Origin of the sequence: Escherichia sp. E4702, assembly GCF_963883545.1 — a bacterium.
Classification (GTDB): domain Bacteria; phylum Pseudomonadota; class Gammaproteobacteria; order Enterobacterales; family Enterobacteriaceae; genus Escherichia.
Window position 1 is genome coordinate 414,746 of record NZ_CAWORF010000014.1, and the last position, 25,577, is coordinate 440,322.

Annotated in this window: 24 protein-coding genes, 2 tRNA genes and 2 pseudogenes; 15 read left to right on the forward strand and 13 right to left on the reverse strand. The window is 48.9% G+C overall.

The window, feature by feature from the left end:
• Positions 1-4: 4 nt before the first annotated feature.
• Positions 5-421, forward strand: a complete 417-nt coding sequence (gene sufE, locus AACU94_RS08090; RefSeq protein ID WP_135489231.1) for a cysteine desulfuration protein SufE — start codon at positions 5-7, stop codon at positions 419-421.
• 148 nt (positions 422-569) lie between these two features.
• Positions 570-1,574 (forward strand): L,D-transpeptidase LdtE, encoded by a 1,005-nt coding sequence (gene ldtE, locus AACU94_RS08095; protein WP_135489232.1) that lies wholly within the window; start codon positions 570-572, stop codon positions 1,572-1,574.
• Between the two features lie 63 nt (positions 1,575-1,637).
• On the opposite strand, the gene lpp is transcribed toward ldtE, so the two are convergent.
• From lpp to ynhH, 3 genes are all read right to left on the reverse strand, one after another.
• Positions 1,638-1,874, reverse strand: a complete 237-nt coding sequence (gene lpp / locus AACU94_RS08100; protein ID WP_000648420.1) for a murein lipoprotein Lpp — start codon at positions 1,872-1,874, stop codon at positions 1,638-1,640.
• A 309-nt stretch (positions 1,875-2,183) separates the two neighbouring features.
• Entirely contained in the window at positions 2,184-3,596 is a 1,413-nt protein-coding gene (pykF, locus tag AACU94_RS08105; RefSeq protein ID WP_064530058.1) for a pyruvate kinase PykF, read from the reverse strand.
• A 7-nt stretch (positions 3,597-3,603) separates the two neighbouring features.
• Positions 3,604-3,798 carry a protein YnhH gene (gene ynhH, locus AACU94_RS08110; RefSeq protein WP_242664678.1) on the reverse strand — a complete coding sequence of 65 codons (195 nt, stop codon included), beginning with the start codon at positions 3,796-3,798 and terminating at the stop codon, positions 3,604-3,606.
• Positions 3,799-4,148: 350 nt separating this feature from the next.
• Between ynhH and fumD the strand changes: the two genes are divergently transcribed.
• The 7 genes from fumD to ydhT all read left to right on the forward strand — a co-directional run bounded on the left by fumD (position 4,149) and on the right by ydhT (position 10,560).
• The gene (fumD, locus tag AACU94_RS08115; protein WP_000528337.1) at positions 4,149-4,358 is read left to right on the forward strand and encodes a fumarate hydratase FumD; all 210 of its coding nucleotides are present in this window, start codon (positions 4,149-4,151) and stop codon (positions 4,356-4,358) included.
• Positions 4,359-4,817: 459 nt separating this feature from the next.
• Entirely contained in the window at positions 4,818-5,444 is a 627-nt protein-coding gene (locus tag AACU94_RS08120) for a ferredoxin-like protein (RefSeq protein WP_130208224.1), read from the forward strand.
• 20 nt (positions 5,445-5,464) lie between these two features.
• The gene (locus tag AACU94_RS08125; RefSeq protein ID WP_130224705.1) at positions 5,465-7,567 is read left to right on the forward strand and encodes an aldehyde ferredoxin oxidoreductase; all 2,103 of its coding nucleotides are present in this window, start codon (positions 5,465-5,467) and stop codon (positions 7,565-7,567) included.
• A gap of 12 nt (positions 7,568-7,579) precedes the next feature.
• A complete protein-coding gene (locus AACU94_RS08130; RefSeq protein WP_135489233.1) occupies positions 7,580-8,230 on the forward strand; it encodes a YdhW family putative oxidoreductase system protein in 651 nt (216 codons plus the stop codon).
• A 63-nt stretch (positions 8,231-8,293) separates the two neighbouring features.
• Positions 8,294-8,962, forward strand: a complete 669-nt coding sequence (locus tag AACU94_RS08135; protein WP_130208218.1) for a 4Fe-4S dicluster domain-containing protein — start codon at positions 8,294-8,296, stop codon at positions 8,960-8,962.
• A complete protein-coding gene (gene phsC / locus AACU94_RS08140; RefSeq protein ID WP_135489234.1) occupies positions 8,959-9,744 on the forward strand; it encodes a thiosulfate reductase cytochrome B subunit in 786 nt (261 codons plus the stop codon). Before AACU94_RS08135 ends, phsC begins: the two co-directional genes overlap by 4 nt.
• A gap of 3 nt (positions 9,745-9,747) precedes the next feature.
• The gene (gene ydhT, locus AACU94_RS08145; protein WP_135489235.1) at positions 9,748-10,560 is read left to right on the forward strand and encodes a protein YdhT; all 813 of its coding nucleotides are present in this window, start codon (positions 9,748-9,750) and stop codon (positions 10,558-10,560) included.
• A gap of 10 nt (positions 10,561-10,570) precedes the next feature.
• Here ydhT and AACU94_RS08150 read toward each other — a convergent pair whose 3' ends face one another.
• From AACU94_RS08150 to AACU94_RS08165, 4 genes are all read right to left on the reverse strand, one after another.
• The gene (locus AACU94_RS08150; protein WP_135489236.1) at positions 10,571-12,175 is read right to left on the reverse strand and encodes an FAD-NAD(P)-binding protein; all 1,605 of its coding nucleotides are present in this window, start codon (positions 12,173-12,175) and stop codon (positions 10,571-10,573) included.
• Between the two features lie 125 nt (positions 12,176-12,300).
• A complete protein-coding gene (locus AACU94_RS08155) occupies positions 12,301-12,606 on the reverse strand; it encodes a monooxygenase (RefSeq protein ID WP_130218959.1) in 306 nt (101 codons plus the stop codon).
• Positions 12,607-12,719: 113 nt separating this feature from the next.
• Positions 12,720-12,796, reverse strand: a tRNA-Val gene (locus AACU94_RS08160).
• A gap of 4 nt (positions 12,797-12,800) precedes the next feature.
• Positions 12,801-12,877 (reverse strand) — tRNA-Val (locus AACU94_RS08165).
• A 308-nt stretch (positions 12,878-13,185) separates the two neighbouring features.
• On the opposite strand from AACU94_RS08165, the pseudogene AACU94_RS08170 reads away from it, so the two are divergent.
• Positions 13,186-14,439 (forward strand): annotated as a pseudogene (locus AACU94_RS08170) (AIDA repeat-containing protein); the annotation flags it as partial.
• Positions 14,440-14,478: 39 nt separating this feature from the next.
• Here the strand turns inward: AACU94_RS08170 and mdtK are convergent.
• Positions 14,479-15,852 carry a multidrug efflux MATE transporter MdtK gene (mdtK, locus tag AACU94_RS08175; RefSeq protein ID WP_130218963.1) on the reverse strand — a complete coding sequence of 458 codons (1,374 nt, stop codon included), beginning with the start codon at positions 15,850-15,852 and terminating at the stop codon, positions 14,479-14,481.
• Between the two features lie 215 nt (positions 15,853-16,067).
• Here mdtK and AACU94_RS08180 point away from each other — a divergent pair, with 215 nt between their 5' ends.
• Positions 16,068-16,685, forward strand: a complete 618-nt coding sequence (locus tag AACU94_RS08180) for a riboflavin synthase (protein WP_064530047.1) — start codon at positions 16,068-16,070, stop codon at positions 16,683-16,685.
• 51 nt (positions 16,686-16,736) lie between these two features.
• On the opposite strand, the gene cfa is transcribed toward AACU94_RS08180, so the two are convergent.
• Both cfa and punC read right to left on the reverse strand, forming a co-directional pair.
• On the reverse strand, positions 16,737-17,885 hold the full coding sequence (gene cfa / locus AACU94_RS08185; RefSeq protein ID WP_130208204.1) for a cyclopropane fatty acyl phospholipid synthase: 1,149 nt from the start codon (positions 17,883-17,885) through the stop codon (positions 16,737-16,739).
• Positions 17,886-18,173: 288 nt separating this feature from the next.
• Positions 18,174-19,384 (reverse strand): annotated as a pseudogene (gene punC, locus AACU94_RS08190) (purine nucleoside transporter PunC).
• Positions 19,385-19,496: 112 nt separating this feature from the next.
• On the opposite strand from punC, the gene punR reads away from it, so the two are divergent.
• On the forward strand, positions 19,497-20,429 hold the full coding sequence (gene punR / locus AACU94_RS08195) for a DNA-binding transcriptional activator PunR (protein WP_135489238.1): 933 nt from the start codon (positions 19,497-19,499) through the stop codon (positions 20,427-20,429).
• Here punR and purR read toward each other — a convergent pair.
• Positions 20,426-21,451, reverse strand: coding sequence for an HTH-type transcriptional repressor PurR (purR, locus tag AACU94_RS08200; protein ID WP_000190978.1), 1,026 nt, complete (start codon positions 21,449-21,451; stop codon positions 20,426-20,428). The two genes, punR and purR, sit on opposite strands and share 4 nt — an antisense overlap.
• 298 nt (positions 21,452-21,749) lie before the next feature.
• Between purR and cydH the strand changes: the two genes are divergently transcribed.
• On the forward strand, positions 21,750-21,839 hold the full coding sequence (cydH, locus tag AACU94_RS08205; protein WP_000102278.1) for a cytochrome bd-I accessory subunit CydH: 90 nt from the start codon (positions 21,750-21,752) through the stop codon (positions 21,837-21,839).
• A 165-nt stretch (positions 21,840-22,004) separates the two neighbouring features.
• Complete coding sequence (locus AACU94_RS08210) at positions 22,005-23,174, forward strand: MFS transporter (protein ID WP_130224720.1); 1,170 nt, start codon at positions 22,005-22,007, stop codon at positions 23,172-23,174.
• A gap of 163 nt (positions 23,175-23,337) precedes the next feature.
• On the opposite strand, the gene sodB is transcribed toward AACU94_RS08210, so the two are convergent.
• Positions 23,338-23,919 (reverse strand): superoxide dismutase [Fe], encoded by a 582-nt coding sequence (gene sodB, locus AACU94_RS08215; RefSeq protein WP_130237140.1) that lies wholly within the window; start codon positions 23,917-23,919, stop codon positions 23,338-23,340.
• A gap of 127 nt (positions 23,920-24,046) precedes the next feature.
• Positions 24,047-24,877: a peptidoglycan DD-endopeptidase MepH gene (gene mepH / locus AACU94_RS08220; protein ID WP_130208194.1), complete on the reverse strand. Its 831-nt coding sequence runs from the start codon at positions 24,875-24,877 to the stop codon at positions 24,047-24,049.
• A gap of 334 nt (positions 24,878-25,211) precedes the next feature.
• On the opposite strand from mepH, the gene grxD reads away from it, so the two are divergent.
• Complete coding sequence (gene grxD / locus AACU94_RS08225; RefSeq protein WP_000108172.1) at positions 25,212-25,559, forward strand: monothiol glutaredoxin 4; 348 nt, start codon at positions 25,212-25,214, stop codon at positions 25,557-25,559.
• Positions 25,560-25,577: the final 18 nt, after the last annotated feature.

The following is a 25,577-nucleotide window of genomic DNA, read 5'->3' on the forward strand; positions in this document are numbered from 1 at the left end:
CTCTATGGCTGTATTGCCGGATAAAGAAAAATTGCTGCGTAACTTTTTACGCTGTACCAACTGGGAAGAGAAATATCTCTACATTATTGAACTGGGACAGCGTCTGCCGGAATTAGGCGACGAAGACAGAAGCCCGCAAAATAGCATTCAGGGCTGTCAGAGTCAGGTGTGGATTGTGATGCGTCAGAATGCGCAGGGAATTATTGAATTGCAGGGCGACAGCGATGCGGCCATTGTGAAAGGGCTTATTGCGGTCGTTTTTATTCTCTACGATCAAATGACGCCGCAGGATATTGTCAATTTCGATGTGCGTCCGTGGTTTGAAAAAACGGCGCTCACCCAACATCTCACCCCATCTCGTTCACAAGGTCTGGAAGCGATGATTCGCGCAATTCGCGCCAAAGCCGCTGCACTTAGCTAAACTAAAGGAACAGCTTTCATCCGGTAGGCTCACTTTGCCGGGTGGTCGATGTTTACACTGGCCTGCACAGGAGTGTTTCGGCTTCAGGTAAACATAAGCGCCATCCGTCGTTTCAGCGTGAGCCACCGGCAAATACAGGAGGTTTACAATGAAACGCGCGTCTTTACTAACACTGACTCTTATCGGCGCTTTCAGCGCCATTCAGGCAGCCTGGGCGGTAGATTACCCGCTCCCACCAACCGGAAGCCGACTGGTTGGGCAAAATCAAACCTATACGGTGCAAGAGGGGGATAAAAACCTTCAGGCTATTGCCCGTCGTTTTGATACTGCGGCAATGTTGATTCTTGAAGCCAATAACACAATTGCTCCGGTGCCAAAACCAGGCACGACAATAACCATTCCTTCGCAACTGTTATTACCTGATGCACCGCGCCAGGGGATAATTGTGAACCTTGCGGAGCTGCGTCTTTATTATTATCCGCCGGGAGAAAATATCGTGCAGGTCTACCCAATAGGTATTGGCTTGCAGGGGCTGGAAACGCCAGTGATGGAAACACGGGTAGGGCAGAAAATCCCCAATCCTACCTGGACGCCCACGGCGGGTATTCGTCAGCGTTCACTGGAGCGAGGCATCAAATTACCGCCAGTTGTTCCAGCCGGGCCGAATAACCCTCTGGGACGCTACGCACTGCGCCTGGCGCACGGCAACGGCGAATACCTCATTCATGGCACCAGTGCGCCGGACAGCGTCGGTTTGCGCGTCAGTTCAGGCTGTATGCGTATGAACGCGCCGGACATTAAAGCACTGTTCTCCAGTGTGAGAACGGGAACGCCGGTAAGAGTGATCAACGAACCGGTAAAATACTCTGTAGAACCGAACGGGATGCGTTATGTTGAAGTGCATCGACCGCTATCGGCAGAAGAACAGCAGAACGTTCAGACAATGCCGTACGCACTGCCTGCAGGCTTCTCGCAATTTAAAGACAATAAGGCTGTAGATCAGAAGTTAGTCGATAAAGCATTGTATCGTCGGGCAGGGTATCCGGTTGCGGTAAGCAGTGGAGCAACTCCAGTAGCCAGCAATGCGTCTGCAGTAGAGTCAGCGCAGAATGGTGAACCAGAGCAAGGAAATATGTTACGCGCGACGCAATAGGCGTAATGAGCAGGCAAAAAAAATGGCGCACAATGTGCGCCATTTTTCACTTCACAGGTACTATTACTTGCGGTATTTAGTAGCCATGTTGTCCAGACGCTGGTTAGCACGAGCTGCGTCATCTTTAGCAGCCTGAACGTCGGAACGCATTGCGTTCACGTCGTTGCTCAGCTGGTCAACTTTAGCGTTCAGAGTCTGAACGTCAGAAGACAGCTGATCGATTTTAGCGTTGCTGGAGCAACCTGCCAGCAGAGTAGAACCCAGGATTACCGCGCCCAGTACCAGTTTAGTAGCTTTCATTATTAATACCCTCTAGATTGAGTTAATCTCCATGTAGCGTTACAAGTATTACACAAAGTTTTTTATGTTGAGAATATTTTTTTGATGGGAAGGCACTTATTTTTGATCGTTCGCTCAAAGAAACATCGAACGCTTGGTTTTAGATAAAAAAATTGAGAGAAAACAGGATGGTTCCATCGGATTCATCTTAGATAAAGTGAGATTATATAGTGAAATCCGATTTGATTTTTATTGCTTCTGGTTATCGATTAAATAAAAAAAGCGCCCATCAGGGCGCTTCGATATACAAATTAATTCACAAAAGCAATATTACAGGACGTGAACAGATGCGGTGTTGGTAGTACCGCTCGGTACCAGCGCGCCAGAAACCATAACTACAACGTCGCCTTTGTGCGCCAGACCGCTCTGCAGCGCCAGTTCTTTACCCAGACGGTAGAAATCATCAGTAGAGGTAATTTCTTTAACCAGCTGCGGTACAACGCCTTTGCTCAGTACCAGCTGATGAGCCGTTTTTTCGTTGGTGGTCAGCGCCAGAATGGTTGCATCCGGGAAGTATTTACGTACTGCACGAGCAGATTTACCACCCTGGGTCGCTACGACGATCAGCGGAGCATCCAGTTTTTCAGCAGTTTCAACTGCGCCACGGCAAACCGCTTCGGTGATACGCAGTTTACGGTTGTCGTTGTTGAACTCGAGACGGCTGTTCATCACGCGGTCGGTACGTTCGCAGATGGTCGCCATGATAGAAACAGCTTCCAGCGGATATTTACCTTTTGCGGATTCACCAGACAGCATTACTGCGTCGGTGCCGTCGAGGATGGCGTTGGCTACGTCACCGGCTTCTGCGCGAGTCGGACGTGGGTTTTTGATCATGGAATCCAGCATCTGGGTCGCAGTGATAACGACTTTACGTGCACGGATACATTTTTCGATCATCATCTTCTGGGCGAAGATAACTTCTTCAACCGGAATTTCTACACCCAGGTCGCCACGTGCAACCATGATGCCGTCAGATGCTTCGAGGATTTCGTCGAAGTTATTGAGGCCTTCCTGGTTTTCGATTTTGGAGATGATTTGGATGTTTTCGCCGCCGTGCGCTTTCAGGTGCTCACGGATTTCGACAACGTCAGAACGTTTACGGATAAAGGAAGCAGCAACAAAGTCTACGCCTTGTTCGCAACCGAAGATCAGGTCCTGTTTGTCTTTTTCTGCCAGTGCCGGCAGGGCGATGGAAACACCTGGCAGGTTCACACCTTTGTTCTCGCCCAGGTCACCGTTGTTCAGTACTTTACAGATAACTTTGTTACCTTCGATAGCGGTAACTTCCATACCGATCAGACCATCGTCAACCAGTACGGTGTTGCCTACGGACAGGTCGGTGGTGAAACCTTCATAAGTTACCGCAACCATTTCGCTGTTGCCGATAACAGATTTGTCAGTGGTGAAAGTAAAGGTCTGGCCTGCTTTCAGAGAAACGTCGTTACCGCCTTCCAGTTTCATGGTGCGGATTTCCGGACCTTTGGTATCGAGCAGGATAGCGGCAGTTTTACCGGTTTTGCTCATCACGTTGCGCAGGTTCTGAATGCGCTGACCGTGTTCTGCATAGTCACCATGAGAGAAGTTCAGACGCATGACGTTCATGCCCGCGTCCAGCATTTTAGCTAACATCTCTTCAGATTCGGTTTTTGGGCCGATGGTGCAAACAATTTTGGTCTTTTTCATGACAGTCTTAGTCTTTAAGTTGAGAAGGATAGGAGAAACTTGCTTTCTGGGCGCACTGCCGGAAAGCGAATCCGGTATTACGAAAGTGATGGTGCCTCGCTCTAAGGATAGGTGACATCGAAAAAGCGTGCAGAGGAATGTGTGCTTGTGTCTCAGCCCAACGTGAGTGCCTGTTTTTGAGTCGTTGAGTTCTACAGTCCAAAGTGCTGAAACCATTCAAGAGTCAATTGGCGCGGATTATACGCTGAATTTAATCAAAAAGGAAAACAAAAACAGCGTTTCAAAAACATTCATGCATATACACAATAAACTGTTATCAAAGATTTAACGTCCTCGATAGCAGATTACGCAAAATCATCGCTGTTTGCGCAAAGGGAAGGCGATGGTTGGAAGATAGAGGATGACTGGAGTAAAGACAGAGTGCATACCCTCGTGACACAACAGATGCAATTATAATAATTTATCGAGTTATTTGTTTGATTTTGTTTGTTTTTTGTTTAAGTAATGAGATTGATATATGCTGATAACTGGCATGATAAATGGGTGTGAATAATGGGCAACCGGACAAAAGATGATGAGCTGTACCGCGAAATGTGCAGAGTGGTAGGGAAAGTGGTGTTGGAGATGCGTGACCTGGGCCAGGAGCCAAAACACATCGTCATCGCTGGTGTGCTGCGTACAGCATTAGCAAATAAACGCATCCAACGAAGCGAATTAGAAAAGCAGGCGATGGAAACAGTCATTAATGCACTGGTGAAATAATTGTTCGGGGATAGCGCGTAACGCCTTATCCCCTCTGTTTTATTATATCGTCACATGTAAGTTTATTTTTATAAATGGATGTAAGGCAACTATATTAATTGCGATATGTATTTAACTTTATAGCGAATTAACTATTTCTATATTCTGGAATGTATATCACAAATTATTGTGGAGTAAATGAAATTCATTTCAAATGATAACAAATATCACTCCACTTTTAATCTTCTGCTTTCCATTTTTAATTGATAACGATCAATGTTAAGGGCTAAGAATAATCACATTATTTTTTCTCCTAACCATAAAGGATTAGTTTGCTTGCGTTAAATCATGTCTCATACGCTATCGGGTTAGGACAAAAATATCTGGTGTTGGAGGCATAGTCAGCAGCGTATTAGTTGAATGCTTAATATCAGGCTGCTGAATTGTCAGCACTGTGTTTGCGAAGAGGATGCGAAATAAATGAACCCGGTTGAACGTCCACTATTAGATATTGGCTTAACGCGATTAGAGTTCTTGCGTATATCAGGAAAAGGTCTTGCTGGTTTAACAATAGCCCCTGCGTTATTGTCACTTTTGGGCTGTAAACAGGAAGATGTCGATAGCGGCACGGTGGGGCTGATAAACACCCCCAAAGGCGTGTTAGTTACCCAGCGTGCGCGTTGCACCGGCTGCCACCGCTGTGAAATCTCCTGTACCAACTATAACGATGGCGCCGTTGGTACTTTTTTTTCCCGCATCAAAATCCATCGTAATTATTTCTTTGGCGACAAGGGCGTAGGTTCCGGTGGCGGCTTATACGGCGATCTGAATTATACCGCCGACACCTGCCGCCAGTGTAAAGATCCTCAATGCCTGAAGGTCTGCCCGATTGGCGCGATTACCTGGCAGCAGGAAGAGGGATGTATAACCGTCGATCATAAACGTTGCATTGGTTGTAGCGCCTGTACCACTGCGTGTCCGTGGATGATGGCCACCGTAAATACTGAAACGAAAAAATCCTCGAAATGTGTGTTGTGCGGTGAATGCGCAAACGCCTGCCCGACAGGGGCGTTAAAAATTATCGAGTGGAAAGATATTACTGTGTGAATCTTGCAAAGGAAAAAATCATGGCTAACGGTTGGACTGGTAATATATTAAGAGTCAATCTTACGACAGGAAATATTACCCTCGAAGATTCCAGTAAGTTTAAAGATTTTGTCGGTGGTATGGGCTTTGGCTACAAAATTATGTATGACGAAGTACCTCCAGGCACCAAACCTTTCGATGAAGCAAATAAATTAGTTTTTGCTACGGGGCCATTGACAGGGTCTGGTGCACCCTGTAGTTCTCGCGTAAATATCACATCACTTTCCACATTTACCAAAGGAAATTTAGTCGTCGACGCCCATATGGGCGGCTTTTTTGCTGCACAAATGAAATTCGCCGGATACGACGTCATTATTATCGAGGGTAAAGCGAAATCACCGGTCTGGCTAAATATAAAAGATGACAAAGTTAGCCTGGAGAAAGCCGATTTCTTGTGGGGAAAAGGGACGCGTGCAACCACGGAAGAAATTTGCCGTTTAACCAGCCCTGAAACCTGTGTAGCGGCTATTGGTCAGGCGGGTGAAAATCTTGTGCCTCTCTCTGGCATGCTGAATAGTCGTAACCACAGTGGCGGCGCGGGAACTGGCGCAATAATGGGCTCCAAAAACCTGAAAGCGATTGCGGTTGAAGGGACAAAAGGAGTCAACATTGCCGATCGCCAGGAGATGAAACGGCTCAATGACTATATGATGACCGAACTTATTGGCGCTAATAACAATCATGTCGTGCCAAGTACGCCGCAATCGTGGGCAGAGTACTCTGATCCCAAATCACGCTGGACGGCACGTAAAGGGCTGTTTTGGGGGGCAGCGGAAGGCGGCCCGATTGAAACAGGAGAAATCCCGCCAGGCAATCAGAACACGGTCGGTTTCCGCACCTATAAATCCGTCTTTGACTTAGGTCCGGCAGCAGAAAAATACACCGTCAAAATGAGTGGCTGCCACTCATGCCCAATTCGTTGTATGACCCAGATGAACATTCCTCGGGTTAAAGAGTTTGGTGTACCCAGTACAGGTGGTAACACCTGTGTCGCTAACTTTGTCCATACCACCATCTTCCCGAACGGGCCGAAAGATTTTGAAGATAAAGATGATGGCCGGGTAATTGGTAATCTGGTCGGTCTGAATCTGTTCGATGACTACGGGCTGTGGTGTAACTACGGGCAGTTGCATCGCGACTTTACCTATTGTTACAGCAAAGGTGTGTTTAAGCGCGTTCTGCCTGCTGAAGAGTATGCGGAAATTCGTTGGGATCAACTGGAAGCTGGCGACGTTAATTTCATTAAAGATTTTTACTACCGTCTGGCGCACCGCGTGGGTGAGTTGAGTCATCTGGCTGATGGCTCGTATGCCATTGCTGAACGCTGGAATTTGGGTGAAGAGTACTGGGGCTACGCAAAAAATAAACTCTGGTCGCCGTTTGGTTATCCGGTTCACCATGCCAATGAAGCGTCGGCGCAGGTCGGTTCTATTGTTAACTGCATGTTCAACCGTGACTGTATGACGCATACGCACATCAACTTTATCGGCTCCGGTTTGCCGTTGAAACTGCAGCGGGAAGTGGCAAAAGAGCTTTTTGGCTCTGAAGATGCTTACGATGAAACCAAAAACTACACGCCGATCAATGACGCAAAAATTAAATATGCCAAATGGTCGCTGTTGCGGGTTTGTTTGCATAACGCCGTCACCCTGTGCAACTGGGTCTGGCCAATGACCGTTTCGCCACTGAAAAGCCGCAATTATCGTGGCGACCTTGCGCTAGAAGCCAAATTCTTTAAAGCAATAACTGGCGAAGATATGACGCAGGAAAAATTAGATTTAGCTGCTGAGCGTATCTTTACGTTACATCGTGCCTACACGGTAAAACTGATGCAAACCAAAGATATGCGTAATGAGCATGACCTGATCTGCTCCTGGGTATTTGATAAAGATCCGCAGATTCCGGTCTTCAGTGAAGGTACTGACAAAATGGACCGCGATGATATGCACCAGTCACTCACGCTTTTCTACAAGGAAATGGGCTGGGACCCACAGCTTGGTTGTCCAACGCGAGAAACGCTTCATCGACTCGGGCTGGAAGATATTGCCGCCGATCTGGCGACACATAACCTGCTACCAGCATAAGGAACCGGCGTAATGAGCCAGCAGGAGGAAATGACACAACTGGAAGCGCCTGATATTGACGTGACTAAGCGTCACTGGTTGCACAGTATGCGTCAGCCCGATGACACTGCGAACGATGCGGTTACAGGGCCTGAACCGGCTGAAATTCTGGCGGAGTTTATCCGCCAGCATTCGACGGCGGGTCAACTGGTTGCACGCGCCGTGTTCCTGTTGCCGCCATATACGGTTGCTGAAGAGGATCTTTCTGCATTGCTGGAAAGCATACGGCAGAGTTCAGACTTCGCAGATATCGCCTGTATGACGGGCAGTAAAGATGATTATTACTACTCAACGCAAACCATGAGCGAAAACTATGCCGCTATGTCTTTGCAGGTTGTTGAGCAGGACATCTGTCGGGCCATTGCACACGCCGTTCGCTTCGAATGCCAGACGTATCCCCGGCCTTATAAGTTCGCCATGCTGACGCAAGCGCCATATTACTACCAGGAAGCGCAGATTGAAGCCGCGCTCGCCGCGATGGATATCGCTCCTGAGTATGCCGATATACGCCAGGTGACGTCATCGACGGCTGTGTTGTACCTGTTTAGCGAGCGTTTTATGAGCTATGGCAAAGCTTATGGCTTATGTGAATGGTTCGAAGTTGAGCAGTTTCAGAATCCCTGAAGTTTCAGGGAGATATCATGGATAGGGTGGACAGTCGCAGCCACAGCATTAGAGGATAATAAGATGTCCTTCACTCGACGCAAATTTGTTCTGGGGATGGGAACGGTAATCTTTTTTACCGGTTCAGCACCTTCTTTGTTAGCGAACACCAGACAAGGAAAGGAAGTTCGATATGCCATGATTCACGATGAATCACGGTGCAATGGCTGTAATATTTGCGCCAGAGCATGCCGTAAAACTAACCATGTACCGGCACAGGGAAGTCGTTTGTCTATCGCGCATATCCCGGTCACCGATAACAATAACGAAACGCTGTATCACTTTTTTCGCCAGTCATGCCAGCACTGTGAAGATGCTCCTTGCATCGACGTTTGCCCCACAGGGGCATCGTGGCGTGATGAACAGGGGATCGTGCGGGTAGAAAAATCACAATGCATTGGCTGTAGCTACTGCATCGGCGCATGCCCGTATCAGGTTCGTTACCTTAATCCACTGACCAAAGTGGCGGATAAATGTGATTTCTGTGCCGAGTCTCGGCTGGCAAAAGGTTTTCCGCCCATCTGCGTTAGCGCCTGTCCGGAACATGCGTTGATCTTTGGTCGCGAAGATAGCCCAGAAATTCAGGCGTGGTTACAGGAAAATAAATACTATCAATATCAGCTGCCTGGTGCCGGGAAACCGCATCTGTATCGCCGGTTCGGTCAACATTTGATTAAAAAGGAAAATGTATGAACCCGTCGCAAAATGCTGAACAATTTCATAACCAGTTGGCAAACTATGTACCGCAGTTTTCTCCCGAATTTTGGCCTGTGTGGTTGGTCATTGCCGGGCTGCTGCTGGTCGGGATGTGGTTAGTGTTGGGGCTTCACGCCTTACTTCGCGCTCGTGGTAAAAAGAAATCCTCCACTGGTCATGGCGAGAAGGTTTATCTCTACAGCAGGGCGGTGAGATTATGGCACTGGTCGAATGCGTTACTCTTTGTCTTGTTGCTGGCAAGTGGGCTAATCAATCACTTTGCGCTGGTGGGCGTTGCTGCAGTCAAAAGTCTGGTTGCCGTACATGAAGTTTGTGGATTCCTGCTACTGGCATGCTGGCTTGGCTTTATTCTCATTAATGCCGTTGGGGGTAATGGTCATCACTACATTATCCGTCGTCAGGGCTGGCTGGGGCGAGCGGCTAAACAAACGCGGTTTTATCTGCTTGGAATTATGCAAGGGGAAGATCATCCATTTTCTGCAACAACACAGTCTAAATTCAATCCATTGCAGCAGGCAGCTTATGTTGCTGTGATGTATGGATTGCTGCCGCTGTTATTGTTGACGGGGCTGCTATGCCTTTACCCGCAAACCGTGGGGGACGTGTTCCCTGGCGTAAGATACTGGTTATTGCAGGCGCATTTTGCTCTGGCAGCTATAAGCCTCTTTTTTATCTTCGGCCATCTCTATCTTTGCACCACGGGGCGTACTCCGCACGAAACCTTTAAATGTATGGTCGATGGCTATCACCGGCATTAACGAATGATCATTACACGAGCTGACCTGCGAGAGTGGCGTGTAGGAGCGGTTATGTACCGCTGGTTTCTGCGCCGTTTTCCGCAAGGTGGAATTTATGCCGATATTCATCACGCCCTGATGAGCGAGGGATTTACTGACTGGGCGGAAAGTCTGGTTGAGTACGCCTGGAAAAAATGGCTGGCAGACGAAAATTTCGCCCGTCAGGAAGTTTCCTCAATGCAAAAACTGGCCAGGGACCCCGTAGAGATACCCTTTTGCAGTCAGTTCGCCCGGGCCGACGATCACGCACGCGTCGGCTGTTGTGAGGATAACGCCAGAATCGCTACCGTGGGGTATGCTGCGCAAATTGCCAGCATGGGTTATAGCGTGCGGATTGGCAGTGTCGGCTTTAACAGCCATATCGGTAGCTCTGGTGAACGTGCTCGTGTTGCTGTAACCGGTAATTCCTCGCGGATAAGCAGCGCCGGAGACAGCAGTCGTATTGCGAATACCGGAATGCGAGTACGCGTTTGTACATTGGGTGAACGGTGTCATGTCGCCAGTAATGGCGATCTGGTGCAAATCGCCAGCTTTGGCGCAAACGCCAGAATTGCCAACAGTGGCGATAACGTTCATATCATCGCCAGCGGTGAAAATTCAACGGTAGTGAGTACGGGCGTGGTGGATTCAATTATTCTCGGGCCAGGAGGCAGCGCCGCGCTGGCTTATCATGACGGCGAAAGAGTGCGCTTTGCCGTAGCCGTTGAAGGTGAAAATAATATTCGCGCCGGAGTTCGCTATCGTCTGAATGAGCAACATCAATTTGTGGAATGCTGACTCTTTTACCTTAATCAAACGACAGACGTCGGCGTGCGCGGGATGCTGGCTTCACGACGGCTCGCGCCATAGCCTCACCAATTTCAGCACAAGCCGTAAGCCCCTGAACGAAAGGCCGATCGTGCATTAGCCAGGGCAACGCGCCGAACGCCACGCGACCACGAACTTCTTCCGGTTGCTGTAGCGTATAATCTTCACCGACATCAGGGATTTCATCGCCTGTCTTCTGTAGCTGTGCACGTAGTCCAGGGAAAGGAATGTCTTGCACTTTGAGCGGGCGTTGCCCACGAGCATCAATAAAAACGTCAAACGAGTAGCTGTTGTCCGCTGTTTTCAGCATTGTGTGCGTTTTGTCGATTTCCATATCGTAGTCCTCACCGAGAGCGAGAATATGGATAATTCCCGCCTCGCGCAAAGCCAGTAAGCGCTTTATAGATTCAGAAGGAATAGCCGCATAATTGTCGATAAATACTCTGGCAAGGCCTTTACTGAACCGTTTATGGTCGTGCTCATTCAGATGCGGAACAATTTCCTGTACGGCTTCATGCAGGCGAAGAATGACATAACGCCAGGGAACGGCATGTTTTTCACGTTTATTTCGCTCGACTTCTGCTAAGTTTTTTTCTGCCCAGGCAAATGGATCATGCTGTTTACGGTCGGCAAACCAGGCTTGCGCGAAGGTATCGACATTCAGAATCTCTATCGCAATATGTCGGCTCCAGTCAGGATCAGCCGAAGTAATCTCTCGCACTATAAGTTTAAATACCCGTTCCAGAAGGCCCTGTGCACCTTTTTCAATTTCCGCGTTCAGGGCCTGTTCAGTGACAATGCATAGAGGTTCGTAGGGAATTGGGCAATAGAAATCGGCTTCTGGCAAAATACCTGTGCGTGACATCAATGTAATACTGAGTTTTTCACTGTCGCTATCGCGCTGAAACAGAATGCGTTGATTATCTTTTTCAATAAAGGAACCATGCTGGATAGCAACCGCCATTGCGGCATCCAGTCCGCTCAAGGATGTTCCCATAATGCCCACGCGACAGGCTTCAATTTTCGCTTCCATTAACCCTGACCACGGGCTGGGGAAATATGTTCGGCTTGCCTGTTCTTCGTCAGGCCAGACGTGACCGGTGGCTATTACGGCTAAATCAAACGTCTCAACTGGCAAATCCCGATCTGTGAAGATAAGCACGCCAGAGTCTGTGACTTGCAGATCGGTCACCTGACAAGATTCATAAACGTTGATTTCAAATTGCTGCAGCCGTGCTTGCTCTACCAACCGTAAAAAGCGATCACGGAAATATTCTCCTAACAAAATCCTCGGCAAAAACTGGCGTTCGTGCAAGCTTTCCTTTTTAACGCCATAACGTTGCAGATGGCTGGCCTCTTGCTCTTGCAACCATTCCAGATAAGTACAATAAATCGGCGGTATTTCAATGCTGGCAATATTTGCCAGCATCATTTTAGAGTTTTCTTCATCATTGTACGGCATACCGACACCAGCCTCGTCGGCTTGCTCGAAGAGAGAAATGGAGAGTGGCGTATGTTGCTGCAAAAGAGAGAGGAAAGTGTAGATCCCTGTTGGTCCGGCACCCACAATGGCAATTTTTTTCATTGTTACTTACCTGTATGCATTTTTTTGAATTTGGTGTTATCAGATAAGTGTGGTGGAAATATTAGGAAAAGGAGAAATTTCAGACGGGGACGAAAAGGGCGCGTATCGCCCTTCATTAATCTCTGTCAGGCGAGTTTTGCCTGATTGATTTGACTCAGTGGCTCATTGACATCGAAAACTTTGGCAATAACTTCTGCGACACCAAGATTTTTCAGGCGGGCAGTATGTTTGTCCAGATAAGCCAGGGCGCTTTTTTCATCGGTAAAAAGGTAGATCCCACCGGCTTCATGGTTCTTTTCACTTTCTGTCCACACCTTCCACAGAAAACCGGGTTCCTGATTAATCGACTCGGCAAGCGGTTTAAGTTGCTCAGCCATTTCGTCGCCAAACGGGCCATTAAAAGCAAAATGAAGTTGTAATAAAGTTGCCATAGCTATTCTCCTTCTGATAACGCATAAGAGGATAGTGTAAATCTTTTAACGTATTGGATACAGAGAAGAAACAGGAGAAACAAAAGGGAAGAGAAGACCAGATTAAGAAAATCTGGTGCGTCCGAGTGGACTCGAACCACCGACCCCCACCATGTCAAGGTGGTGCTCTAACCAACTGAGCTACGGACGCAGGATGGTGCGTTCAATTGGACTCGAACCAACGACCCCCACCATGTCAAGGTGGTGCTCTAACCAACTGAGCTATGAACGCAACGTTGTAGGTGACAACGGGGACGAATATTAGCGGCAGAGCGTGAAGGTGGCAAGAGGCAAATCGTAATTTTCTGCGGTATTTCTATCGTTTGCAGAGCTTTTAAGCAAATTGGCGATATTTTGTTGATTTGCAAGGGCGATTTTTGGCCAGAGATCATATTCAGATCTGATACAGCCGATTATCCTTCGACTCACAATGTAAAACAGAGACTTTGCCACCATATCAATTCTATCGTGGATAAATCCTTCGTAGCCTTTACACTTAGGTAGCGATAAAGGCACACAGATGCAGCAAAGGAATAAGTCATGGGATCTGATGCAAAAAACTTGATTAGCGACGGGAAAGTGCAAATTGTTCATGCTGGAGACGTTATCGGTGCGACTCAACTTACTGATGGCGAGTTGATTGTTGAGGCAGGCGGAAGAGCAGAAAATACCGTGGTCACAGACACTGGCTGGCTGAAAGTTGAAACTGGTGGAATCGCCAAATGTACACAGTACAGCAACAATGGCACGTTATCAGTCGGTGACGGCGCAATAGCCACTGACATTGTTCAGTCAGACGGTGGAGCGATTAGCCTCTCAACGCTCGCGACTGTTAATGGCCGCCATCCCGAAGGTGAATTTAGCGTTGATCAGGGCTATGCCTGCGGTTTATTGCTGGAGAATGGCGGTAATCTGCGGGTACTGGAGGGCCATCGCGCGGAAAAAATCATTCTGGATCAGGATGGTGGTTTGTTGGTCAACGGAACAGCATCAGCAGTTGTTGTAGATGAAGGTGGTGAACTGTTGGTTTACCCTGGTGGAGAAGCCATCAATGGTGAGATAAACCACGGCGGCGTTTTTATGCTGGCAGGTAAAGCCAGTGATACGCTGATTGCGGGTGGCACCATGAATAATCTCGGCGGTGAAGACATTCATACCATCGTTGAGAATGGCGCCGTTTATCGCCTGGGGACAGACGGTCTGCAACTCTACAGTTCTGGTAAGACTAAAAACCTGACAGTTAAAACCGGTGGGCGGGCTGAAGTGCATGCCGGTACGCTGGAAAACGCAGTGGTACAAAGTGGGACAGTGATTGTGATGTCTCCCACCAGTGCGGACGAAAAATTTGTCGTAGAAGAAGACTGCGCACCGGTTGAACTTACGGGGAGCGTTGCCTTACAGGACGGCGCTTCTATGATTGTTGGCTATGGCGCTGATCTGAAACAATCAACGATTACAGTCCAGCAGGAAGGCGTGTTGATCCTCGATGGCAGCACGGTTAAAGGTGACAACGTCACTTTCTATGTTGGCAACCTGAATCTCGATGGCGGAAAAGTGTGGCTGATAACGTCAACAGCAACGTCTGTGCAGTTGAAGGTGAAACGTCTGCGAGGAGAAGGAACGATTTGCCTGCAAACCAGTGCGAAAGAAATTTCTCCAGAATTCATCAGTGTGAAAGGGGAAGTCAGCGGTGATATTCACGTTGAGATAACGGATGCCAGTCGGCAGCCTATTTGCAGCACACTTAAATTGCAGCCGGACGAAGATGGCATTGGCGCAACGCTCCAGTCAGCTAAAATTAAGGCGCAATCTTTGCGGATTGCGCCTCATTTTTTATCGAGATGCTCGTTGCAAAATGATAGCCGATGGTAGACGTTGCAAGAAACGCATACGTAGCATCATCATAATGGCAGCAGAAGTCAGACCGATAATAAAGCCTATCCAGAAACCTGCCGGCCCCATCGGCTCAACTACCAGATTGGTCAATGCCAGGATATAACCACTTGGTAAACCCAACACCCAATACGCGATAAAGGTAATATAAAAAATAGATCGCGTATCTTTATAACCACGCAAAATTCCGCTACCGATTACCTGTATCGAGTCAGAAATCTGATACACCGCCGCCAGCAACATCAGGTGTGCAGCCAGTGTCACAACTTCTGGATTATCGTTATACAGAAGAGCGATCTGTTCCCGCAGTGAGATTGTAAAAATTGCCGTCATCGTGGCCATACAGACGCCAACCATAAGCCCGGTTCGTGCGGCAGTTTGCGCATCCAGCGTGGACCCCTGACCCAGACGATAACCCACACGGATAGTCACAGCCGCTGCCAGTGACATCGGAAGAACGAACATTAGCGAACTAAAGTTCAGGGCAATCTGGTGGCCTGCCACATCGACAATACCGAGCGGAGATACCAACAGCGCAACCACCGCAAACAGTGTTACTTCAAAGAACAGTGCCAGCGCGATAGGTAAACCCAGTTGCACAAGTCTTTTCATTACTGCCGGGTCTGGTTTCGCGGTGCCTTTTTCGTTGCGGATATCGCGCATAGAACGAGCATGTTTAATATAAGAAACCATAGCAAAGAACATTACCCAGTACACCGCCGCAGTCGCCACACCACAGCCGACGCCACCGAGTTCAGGCATACCGAAGTGACCATAAATAAAGATATAGTTAACCGGAATGTTCACCAGCAGGCCAATAAAGCCCATTACCATGCCCGGCTTGGTTTTTGCCAAACCTTCACACTGGTTACGAGCGACCTGGAAGAACAGATAGCCCGGAGCCCCCCACAATAGTGCACGCAGATAACCTACTGCTTTATCGGCGAGGGCCGGATCGATATTTTGCATGGAGCGGATGATATAACCCGCATTCCACAGCACCAGCATAATAAGCACGGAGACGAAACCGGCCAGCCAGAAACCTTGTCGCACCTGATGCGCAATACGTTCACGGCGACCGGAACCATTCAATTGCGCGATGACTGGCGTCATTGCCAGCAGCAGTCCGTGACCGAAAAGAATCGCCGGGAGCCAGATAGAAGTACCAATGGCGACTGCCGCCATGTCGGTGGCGCTATAGCCGCCCGCCATGACGGTATCGACAAAACCCATCGCTGTTTGGGCGATTTGCGCGAGAATCACCGGGATTGCTAATGCTAATAACAGACGCGCTTCACTAATGTATTTCTGCACGTGAACACCTTTTATATTGTTGTTATATGAGAGACTAAAAAACCGCCTGAATGGGCAGCAAAAAGAAGAAGCAGGGGAAATTCAGTCTATTGTAGCGAGGATTTATTAATTCTCCAGTGAAAAAATAACCACTCAACCCCCTTTACTGGTAAGGACGTTTCCCACCTGCTATTGTGCTGAACAGAATGTCCTAACTGATTTCAGGAGTTGTAAGTATGTTTACGGGGATAGTGCAGGGCACCGCGAAGTTGGTGTCGATTGACGAGAAAGCAAATTTTCGAACCCATGTAGTGGAATTACCTGATTACATGTTGGATGGTCTGGAGACAGGCGCTTCTGTCGCGCATAACGGTTGCTGCCTGACTGTAACGGAAATTAACGGCAACCGTATCAGTTTTGATCTGATGAAAGAAACGTTACGAATAACAAACCTTGGCGATTTAAACGTTGGGGATTGGGTAAACGTAGAACGAGCTGCTAAATTCAGCGATGAAATCGGCGGACATTTAATGTCAGGTCATATTATGACCACCGCAGAAGTATCGAAAATAATAACATCAGAAAATAACCACCAGATCTGGTTCAAAGTACAGGATGAGCAGTTAATGAAATATATCCTGTATAAAGGGTTTATTGGTATTGATGGTATCAGCCTGACGGTTGGTGAAGTGACAGCGACCCGCTTTTGTGTGCATTTAATTCCGGAAACGCTGGAACGTACCACTCTCGGGAAGAAAAAACTCGGCGCACGCGTCAATATCGAAATCGATCCGCAAACTCAGGCCGTGGTAGATACTGTTGAACGTGTGTTGGCGGCACGGGAAAAGAAATAAAGCTGCGTTTGAAATGACATCGCCCCCAAAATGGGGGCGATGAAATAACACTTAACGCGCCACGCGAAGGCCGCTTTCGACCCCACGTGAGAACACCACTTGCCAGAGCTGGATATCACGGGCGCGGAAGGCACCAGCGCAAGCATTCAGATAATACGTAAACATCCGTTTAAAGCGTTCACTGTAGTTATCGGCAATTTCCGGCCAGGCGGCGAGGAATCGTTCATACCAGGCCATCAACGTCGTGTCATAGTCAGCGCCAAAGTTATGCCAGTCTTCCATCACAAAGTGTGGTTCGCTGGACTGCGCAATCTGGCGTACAGAAGGCAGGCAACCATTCGGGAAAATATATTTGTTAATCCACGGGTCAACATTCAGATCGGTTTTTTTCGAGCCGATAGTATGTAGCAGGAAAATCCCTTCTGGCTTCAGATTACGATCCACCACCTCAAAATAGGTATCGTAATTTTTCGGTCCGACGTGCTCGAACATACCAACCGAAACAATACGGTCAAACTGGTCGTTCAGGTCACGGTAATCCTGTAGCAAAATGGTGACATCCAAACCTGCGCAGCGTTCCTGGGCCATTTTCTGTTGTTCGGCAGAAATCGTGACACCAACCACACTTACGTCATAATTAGACGCCATGTAATGCGCCAGTCCGCCCCAACCGCAGCCGATATCCAGAACCCGCATTCCCGGTTTTAACTGCAATTTTTCACAAATCATTTTGAGCTTCGCTTGTTGGGCAGATTCCAGATTATAGGCATCTTTCCAGTAAGCGCAGGAATACTGCATGAAGGGATCCAGCATACGGCTGAACAGGTCATTACCAAGGTCGTAATGCTCTTTACCTACTATCCAGGCACGCTTTTTACTTTGCAGATTGAAGAGCCGTGCTCCAGCAATGCGTAGTGTGTCTTTGAAATGATGGGGGAGTTGGTTTTCAAGCCCAGCGCGTAAGACTTTGCTAAAAAACATATCCAGTCGGTCACATTCCCACCAGCCATCCATATAACTTTCGCCTAACCCCAATGATCCTTCCTGTAGAACGCGTTTAAAAAAATCGGGGTTTTTAACTCGAATATCTGCCGGGGCAGAGCCATTAATGGCGATGCCTGCACGGCTAAGTAATTCGTTGGCGATACGGTACCAGTTGTCATCCGGTACGCTGACTTCTTCTATACACGATGAACTCATAGTTTCTCCATCACTGGTCGGTGATCAGAACCTTAAAACAGCGTAGACGCTTTTTGGGCTTTGTGAGAAATCTCGCAGGAAAACCGCGAGTCTATAATCCGACGTAGAACAGAGGAAAGGAGGAACCCTTGCCGAAATGACCATCCATAGTGACCCGGGAACGCTCCTGTCCCCGTAAAAACATAATATTTATCGTAATATTAACAACTGGAACTCAGTATAGGCTGCTAATCTCAATCATACAACAAAATTTTGTTAGCAGCCTAAGTATAGCGATATCGCTATAGATCAATGTGATTCACTATGTGCGACTTCCGTCTCGCCATGATTCTGGCAGTGAGATTCAGGTTGATGTTGCATCTTATAGCCGATGGCAACCAGCACCACGGTCGATAACATCACGCTGGTGGTGGTGAACAGCGGCGTGCTGACGCTGATGAGCCAGGAAACCCCCAGGCTTGCGAGGAAGCACAGACCCAATTGCAGGGTATTCTGCAATGCAGCAGCGCGGCCAGTCGCATGCGGGAAGGGGCGTAGCGCCTGGGCGACCACAATCGGGTAGATTGCCCCGTTGGCAATGGCCATCACACAGAATGGGATCAGAATTTCGGCCAGCGACACATGGCTAATGAAGCCCGCAGCCCAGGTTGCTACCACGCTGACGGCAAACAGCGCCAGCAGCCACGGTAACAACTGCTTACCCTGCCATTTCTGCAATGCGGCTCGACAGCCGTAACCACCAATAAGAAACGCGATGGTTTGCGGAACATAACTTAATCCGATTACTGCCGGACTGTAGCCCATTTCGCTGAGGATAAACGGTGAACCGGTTAGCCAGGCAAAGAAACTGGCTGAACAGGCCGCATAAATCAGCACATTTCCGCGATAGGTTTTTGAACGCAGCAGATCGGTAAAGGTCAGTCCATCCTGACTATTATTGCGTGCTTTCGTGGTGGGTTTAAGCCAGAAAATGGGCAGAATCAGCACTACGGCAATGGCAAACAGAGTGGCGAAAATCGCCTGCCAGGAAAAATGGACCAGCAGCCAGCTACCTAACAGCGGAGCAAGCGCCGGAGAAAGCCCCACTAAAGGCATAATGGTCGCGAAAATACGGTTAACTTTTGTGAAGGATAGTAATCCGTCACCAATGCCTGCCAGATAACGGCCGCGGCACAGACACCAACAGCTTGCACAAAACGCAATACCAGCAGCGTGGCAGCGTTTTCCACCCATAACATCCCCAGACTACCCAGCGCAAAAATTGTCAGGCCGATCAATAACACAGGTTTACGACCATAACGATCGGAGAGCGGCCCCCACAGGAGCTGGGCAGCGGCAAAACCGGCAAGGAACAGACTAAGGCTGGCACTGACAGCAGACGCAGGCGTTTGCAGGTCGGCCTGAATGGCGGCGAAAGCGGGCAGATACATATCGGTTGCCAGAAAACCGAGTACGCTCAAACCCGCCAGCCAGACTAAAAATCTTTTCCCAGGTTGCATGTATATTCTCTAAATTCCTCAATTAAACACCGTCGCAAAGTGTAGGGAGTGAAATTCCTGTTGTGAAACGGTAATATTTGATGACTGGTTTCAAAAATTTTGCAGGCAAACTATGTGGTCAGAGTATTCTCTCGAAGTGGTTGATGCAGTGGCGCGAAATGGCAGCTTCAGCGCTGCAGCCCAGGAGTTGCATCGTGTTCCTTCTGCGGTCAGCTATACCGTGCGTCAGCTGGAAGAGTGGCTGGCGGTGCCGCTTTTTGAACGGCGTCATCGTGACGTGGAACTGACCGCTGCCGGGGCGTGGTTTCTCAAAGAAGGGCGATCTGTTGTCAAAAAAATGCAGATCACTCGCCAACAATGTCAGCAGATAGCGAACGGCTGGCGCGGTCAGTTAGCCATCGCGGTAGATAATATTGTCAGGCCAGAACGCACGCGGCAGATGATCGTTGATTTCTATCGCCATTTTGATGACGTCGAACTTCTGGTTTTTCAGGAAGTGTTCAACGGCGTCTGGGATGCGCTTTCCGATGGGCGCGTGGAACTGGCGATTGGCGCGACACGAGCGATTCCGGTCGGTGGCCGTTACGCCTTCCGTGATATGGGGATGTTGAGCTGGAGTTGTGTTGTTGCCCGCCACCATCCGCTTGCGTCGATGAATGGGCCGCTCAGCGATGACACGTTGCGCAACTGGCCGTCGCTGGTGCGCGAAGACACGTCGCGGACGTTACCCAAACGAATTACCTGGCTGCTGGATAACCAAAAAAGGCTTGTCGTACCTGACTGGGAATCATCGGCAACCTGTATCTCGGCCGGTTTATGCATTGGCATGGTGCCGACGCATTTCGCCAAACCGTGGCTTAATGAGGGAAAATGGGTGGCGTTAGAACTGGAAAATCCATTCCCTGATTCGGCATGTTGCCTGACATGGCAGCAGAATGATATGTCGCCAGCGTTAACCTGGCTGCTGGAGTATCTCGGCGATAGTGAGACGCTGAATAAGGAGTGGCTGCGGGAGCCGGAAGACACTCCCGCAACGGATGATTAACGACGATAGTCGCGGAACGGACCGTCAGCCACGGAGCGGCGTTCAATAAGCCGCGGATGAACTTCGATAGACTGCGGTTCTTCGCGTTTGTTGACGATACGGTCCAACAGCATGTTGAACGCCGTTTCGCCCAGCGAATCTTTTGGCTGATGGATAGTGGTCAGCGCCGGGGTAAAGTAGCGGGCGTTGCGCACGTTATCATAACCGATCAGCGAAACATCCTGCGGTACGCGCAGACCCATTTCATCGGCAGCGCAAAGTGCGCCCATTGCCATGATATCGCCACCACAGAAGACCGCAGTAGGGCGGTGTGGCTGCGACAGGATTTGTTGCATGGCGCGATAGCCCGATTCAGGTTCAAAGTCACCCTGCACAATCCAGTTTTCCGGCACCTTGATCATCGCTTCTTCCATCGCCTTCATAAACCCTGCCAGACGACCCGCGCCGGTATTACGTTCCAGAGGCCCAGGGATGACACCAATTTCGCGATGACCGCGTTCAATCAGATAGCGTCCGGCCATGTAGCCGCCTTCAAACGCGTTATCGATGACTGCATCGGTAAAGTCGGCTTTTGCTTCGCCCCAGTCCATTACCACCATCGGGATATGGCGATACTCTTCAAGCATCGCCAGCAACGGTTCCGGATACTCAGAACACATGACCAGCAGGCCATCGACGCGTTTTTGCGCCATCATCGACAGATAGGCTCTCTGTTTCTCCAGATTGTTCCACGCGTTGCCGAGGATCAGCGTGTAACCTTTCTGGAAGCAATTTTTTTCAACCGCTTCGATGATCTCCGCGAAATAGGCTGCTTCGCTGCTGGTCGCCAGCAAGCCGATAGACTTGGTATGGTTAACCTTCAGGCTACGCGCTACCGCGCTAGGGGAGTAGTGTAATTCTTTAATCGCTGCCCACACGGCGTTGCGCGTTTCTTCAGCGACGAAACGCGTTTTGTTTATAACGTGTGACACAGTTGTAGTGGAAACGTTTGCTCGCTTCGCTACATCTTTTATTGTTGCCATTCCATTTCACTCCAGACCCTAACTTCAGCTCCTGCAAAATCGCAAGGTAAACGTTTGCCTTTACACACCTTACGCGCAACAAAAGTGTTGCGGTACGCCGGAAAAACGACACAGAGCGTCAGGAAGGGGTCAATGGCCAGTACGCAAATAGTGTAAGCGTGGAATTTTGGCCGATCTTGATGAAAAGGGGAAGTGGTAAAAACACTTATCATTATAAATGGCGGGAGATTTTTTCTTCACAGTGTGTAAAAATGCGTAATATCACTTTTTGTAGGGTAATAAAAAAGGAGAAAACTTGATGAGTACCGACCTTAAATTTTCACTGGTAACAACCATTATTGTCCTCGGTTTGATCGTGGCCGTAGGTTTGACTGCCGCGCTGCACTGATTTCCCTTCGAGGGAGCGCATCCTCCCTCGCACTCTCTTCCCTTTTGTTAGCAAAATGGCAAAAGTGTTTTCTCTTTTTGTTATTTTCAATTTTTTGTGATTGCTGTCATGCTTTGGCCACTTTGATGAATATCGTGTAATGACGCGAAGAGGTGGAGATTAGGCATGAAAATTAACTATCCGTTGTTGGCGCTGGCCGTTGGCGCGTTTGGTATCGGGACAACGGAGTTCTCGCCAATGGGCCTGTTACCCGTCATTGCGCGCGGTGTGGATGTCTCGATTCCTGCTGCGGGCATGTTAATCAGCGCCTATGCGGTTGGCGTGATGGTTGGCGCGCCGCTGATGACATTACTGCTGTCTCATCGCGCCCGGCGCAGTGCGCTTATTTTCCTGATGGCCATTTTCACTCTTGGCAACGTGCTTTCCGCCATCGCGCCGGATTATATGACGTTGATGCTTTCACGCATTCTGACCAGTCTGAATCACGGGGCATTCTTTGGTTTGGGTTCAGTCGTGGCCGCAAGCGTTGTGCCTAAACACAAACAGGCCAGCGCCGTCGCCACTATGTTTATGGGCTTAACTCTGGCAAATATTGGCGGTGTTCCTGCGGCGACCTGGCTTGGCGAAACTATTGGCTGGCGGATGTCGTTTCTGGCAACGGCGGGGCTGGGCGTGATTTCAATGGTTAGCCTGTTCTTCTCGTTACCGAAAGGCGGCGCAGGAGCGCGACCGGATGTGAAAAAAGAGCTGGCGGTATTGATGCGTCCGCAGGTGTTATCAGCCTTGCTGACGACGGTACTGGGGGCTGGCGCAATGTTTACCCTCTACACCTATATTTCACCAGTACTGCAAAGTATCACCCATGCAACGCCGGTGTTCGTAACAGCCATGCTGGTGCTGATTGGCGTCGGGTTTTCCATCGGTAACTATTTAGGCGGTAAACTGGCAGATCGTTCGGTCAACGGCACGCTGAAAGGCTTTTTGCTGCTGCTGATGGTGATTATGCTGGCGATCCCGTTCCTGGCGCGTAATGAGTTTGGTGCGGCTATCAGCATGGTGGTGTGGGGCGCAGCAACCTTTGCGGTGGTACCGCCGTTACAGATGCGTGTGATGCGAGTTGCCAGCGAAGCGCCAGGGCTGTCTTCCTCAGTGAATATCGGTGCCTTTAACCTGGGTAATGCTCTGGGTGCCGCGGCAGGTGGCGCAGTGATTTCGGGTGGTCTGGGGTACAGTTTTGTGCCGGTGATGGGGGCAATTGTCGCAGGCCTGGCATTGTTGCTGGTGTTTATGTCAGCCAGAAAACAACCTGAAGCAGTTTGCGTTGCCAACAGCTAATAAAACAAAACGCAGAAGGGGATACCTTCTGCGTTACAGTTTGCAGGCAAATTGCGTTTATCTTGCCGGATGCGCCGCAAGCGCCTTAACCGACCTACATTGATGATCCGCGTAGGCAAGATAAGCGTAGCGCGTCAGGCAATGTTGCATTTGTCATCAGTTATTATGCGGCGAGATTTTTCGCTACGAATTCCCAGTTCACCAGCGCCCAGAAGTGCTCCAGATAGCCAGGACGCGCATTGCGATAGTCGATGTAATAAGCGTGTTCCCAGACATCAACGGTCAGCAGCGGGGTCGCATCGGTGGTCAGCGGAGTACCAGCATTAGAGGTAGAAACGATAGCCAGTTTGCCATCGCTGTTTTTCACCAGCCAGGTCCAGCCAGAACCAAAGTTTTTGATCGCAGCGTCAGTAAACTGTGCTTTGAAATCGGCAAAGCTACCGAAAGATGCGGCGATAGCTTCAGCGACTTCGCCAGTCGGTTCGCCACCAGCGTTCGGTGCCAGGCAGTTCCAGTAGAAAGTGTGGTTCCAGACCTGAGCTGCGTTGTTGAATACGCCACCTTCAGAGCTGCGAATAATCTCTTCCAGTGATTTACCTTCAAACTCGGTGCCTTTAATCAGGTTGTTCAGGTTAGTGACATAAGTCTGATGATGTTTGCCGTAGTGATACTCGATAGTTTCCGCAGAAATGTGCGGGACCAGAGCGTCTTTAGCATATGGTAGTGCAGGTAATTCAAATGACATTGCTACTCTCCTTTATTATTCATTGGTATACGCACAATAGCCTTATTGTGAGTACGGATAGGGTAGCAAATTAAAAGGTGATACAAAAGATGAACTTACCCTGTTGTTGTAACAACAGGGTAAAGTTTTAGCGAAGTGTTTTTGGGGTCATTACCCGACGAGCGCCAACATAGTGACGTTGCCAGTAATCTTCACTTAACGACGTGATTTGAATTTCCTGGCCACTGCGCGGTGACTGAATAAATTTACCATTGCCAACGTACACGCCTACGTGATCGGCAGTCCCACGCCCTTGCGTGCGGAAAAAGACCAGGTCGCCGTTTTTCAGTTCACTGCGATCGATAGGTGCCGCATCGCGCAGGTGATACATTTCGTTTGCCGTGCGCGGAATACGGATCTTAACCAAGTCTTTATAAGCGTAATAAACCAGTCCACTGCAATCAAAACCGGTACGCGGTGAACTCCCGCCCCAACGATATGGCTTGCCAATTTGCTGCATCAGTTTATTCATCGCCACTTTAGTGGCTTTCTGAACTTTGGCTTTGTGCGCGTCGGCAATAGTGCCAGGGGCGGCATTTTTGACTTTCACGCAATGTGACTTATTGCCCTTACGTTTGGTGCACTTTTCCGTAAAGCTGGCAGACGCCGTTTTAGTGACAACATTTTTGCTGCGAGTTTTCGCGTTTTTAGAAGCGGTAATGGAGGATTTTTTAACGGAAGAAGCGGTTTTGCTTTTGGTCGTACTTTTACTGGCGACTTTTTTGGCGGTTTTCTGACTGGCTTTATTATTGGTCTTTTTGGTGGTTGCCGTGCTTTTCTTTTTATCTGCTTTTTTGGTGATATGAGTGGTAGCAGAACTCTCCCTGGCTTGCTTGGAAGCATAGGCCATAGGCATTAAAGGCAGGGTGGTAAAAAGTAAAGCACAGAGCGTGATCGAAATACGGTTTATCCGCGCCACTGAGCGTCCCTCTGTTAAGGCAGGTCTATCATGCCTGCGTCTGATTTACAAAACTTGATGATTCTAATGCATAGAAGAAGGGAAAGTTAATAGCTTTTATTGTTAAAAAATACGTTTCGTTGGCGAGCGCAAAAAAAAGCAGCAGTGAAAGCTAAAAATGGTCACAAATACGCCAGCTTGCAGCGTGGCAGAGAAGAAACGAATATTTGAAATGCAACAAATAGAGCAAAGGGATAAAATAGCAAAAGCGTGATGAAAATGTTATTTTCCGATGCCGCACTGACCCGCTACAATGTCAGATTACTGCCGTAAAGAAGTTTGAGGAAGCAAGACAATGAGCACCACTATCGAAAAAATCCAACGCCAGATTGCTGAAAACCCGATCCTGCTGTACATGAAAGGTTCACCGAAACTGCCGAGCTGCGGTTTCTCTGCCCAGGCAGTCCAGGCGCTTGCCGCTTGTGGCGAACGTTTTGCCTACGTTGATATCCTGCAGAACCCGGACATTCGTGCGGAACTGCCGAAATATGCGAACTGGCCGACTTTCCCGCAACTGTGGGTTGACGGCGAGCTGGTAGGCGGTTGTGATATCGTGATTGAAATGTATCAGCGTGGCGAACTGCAGCAGCTGATCAAAGAAACTGCTGCTAAATACAAGTCTGAAGAGCCGGATGCTGAATAATCCGTTTCGCAATACTGA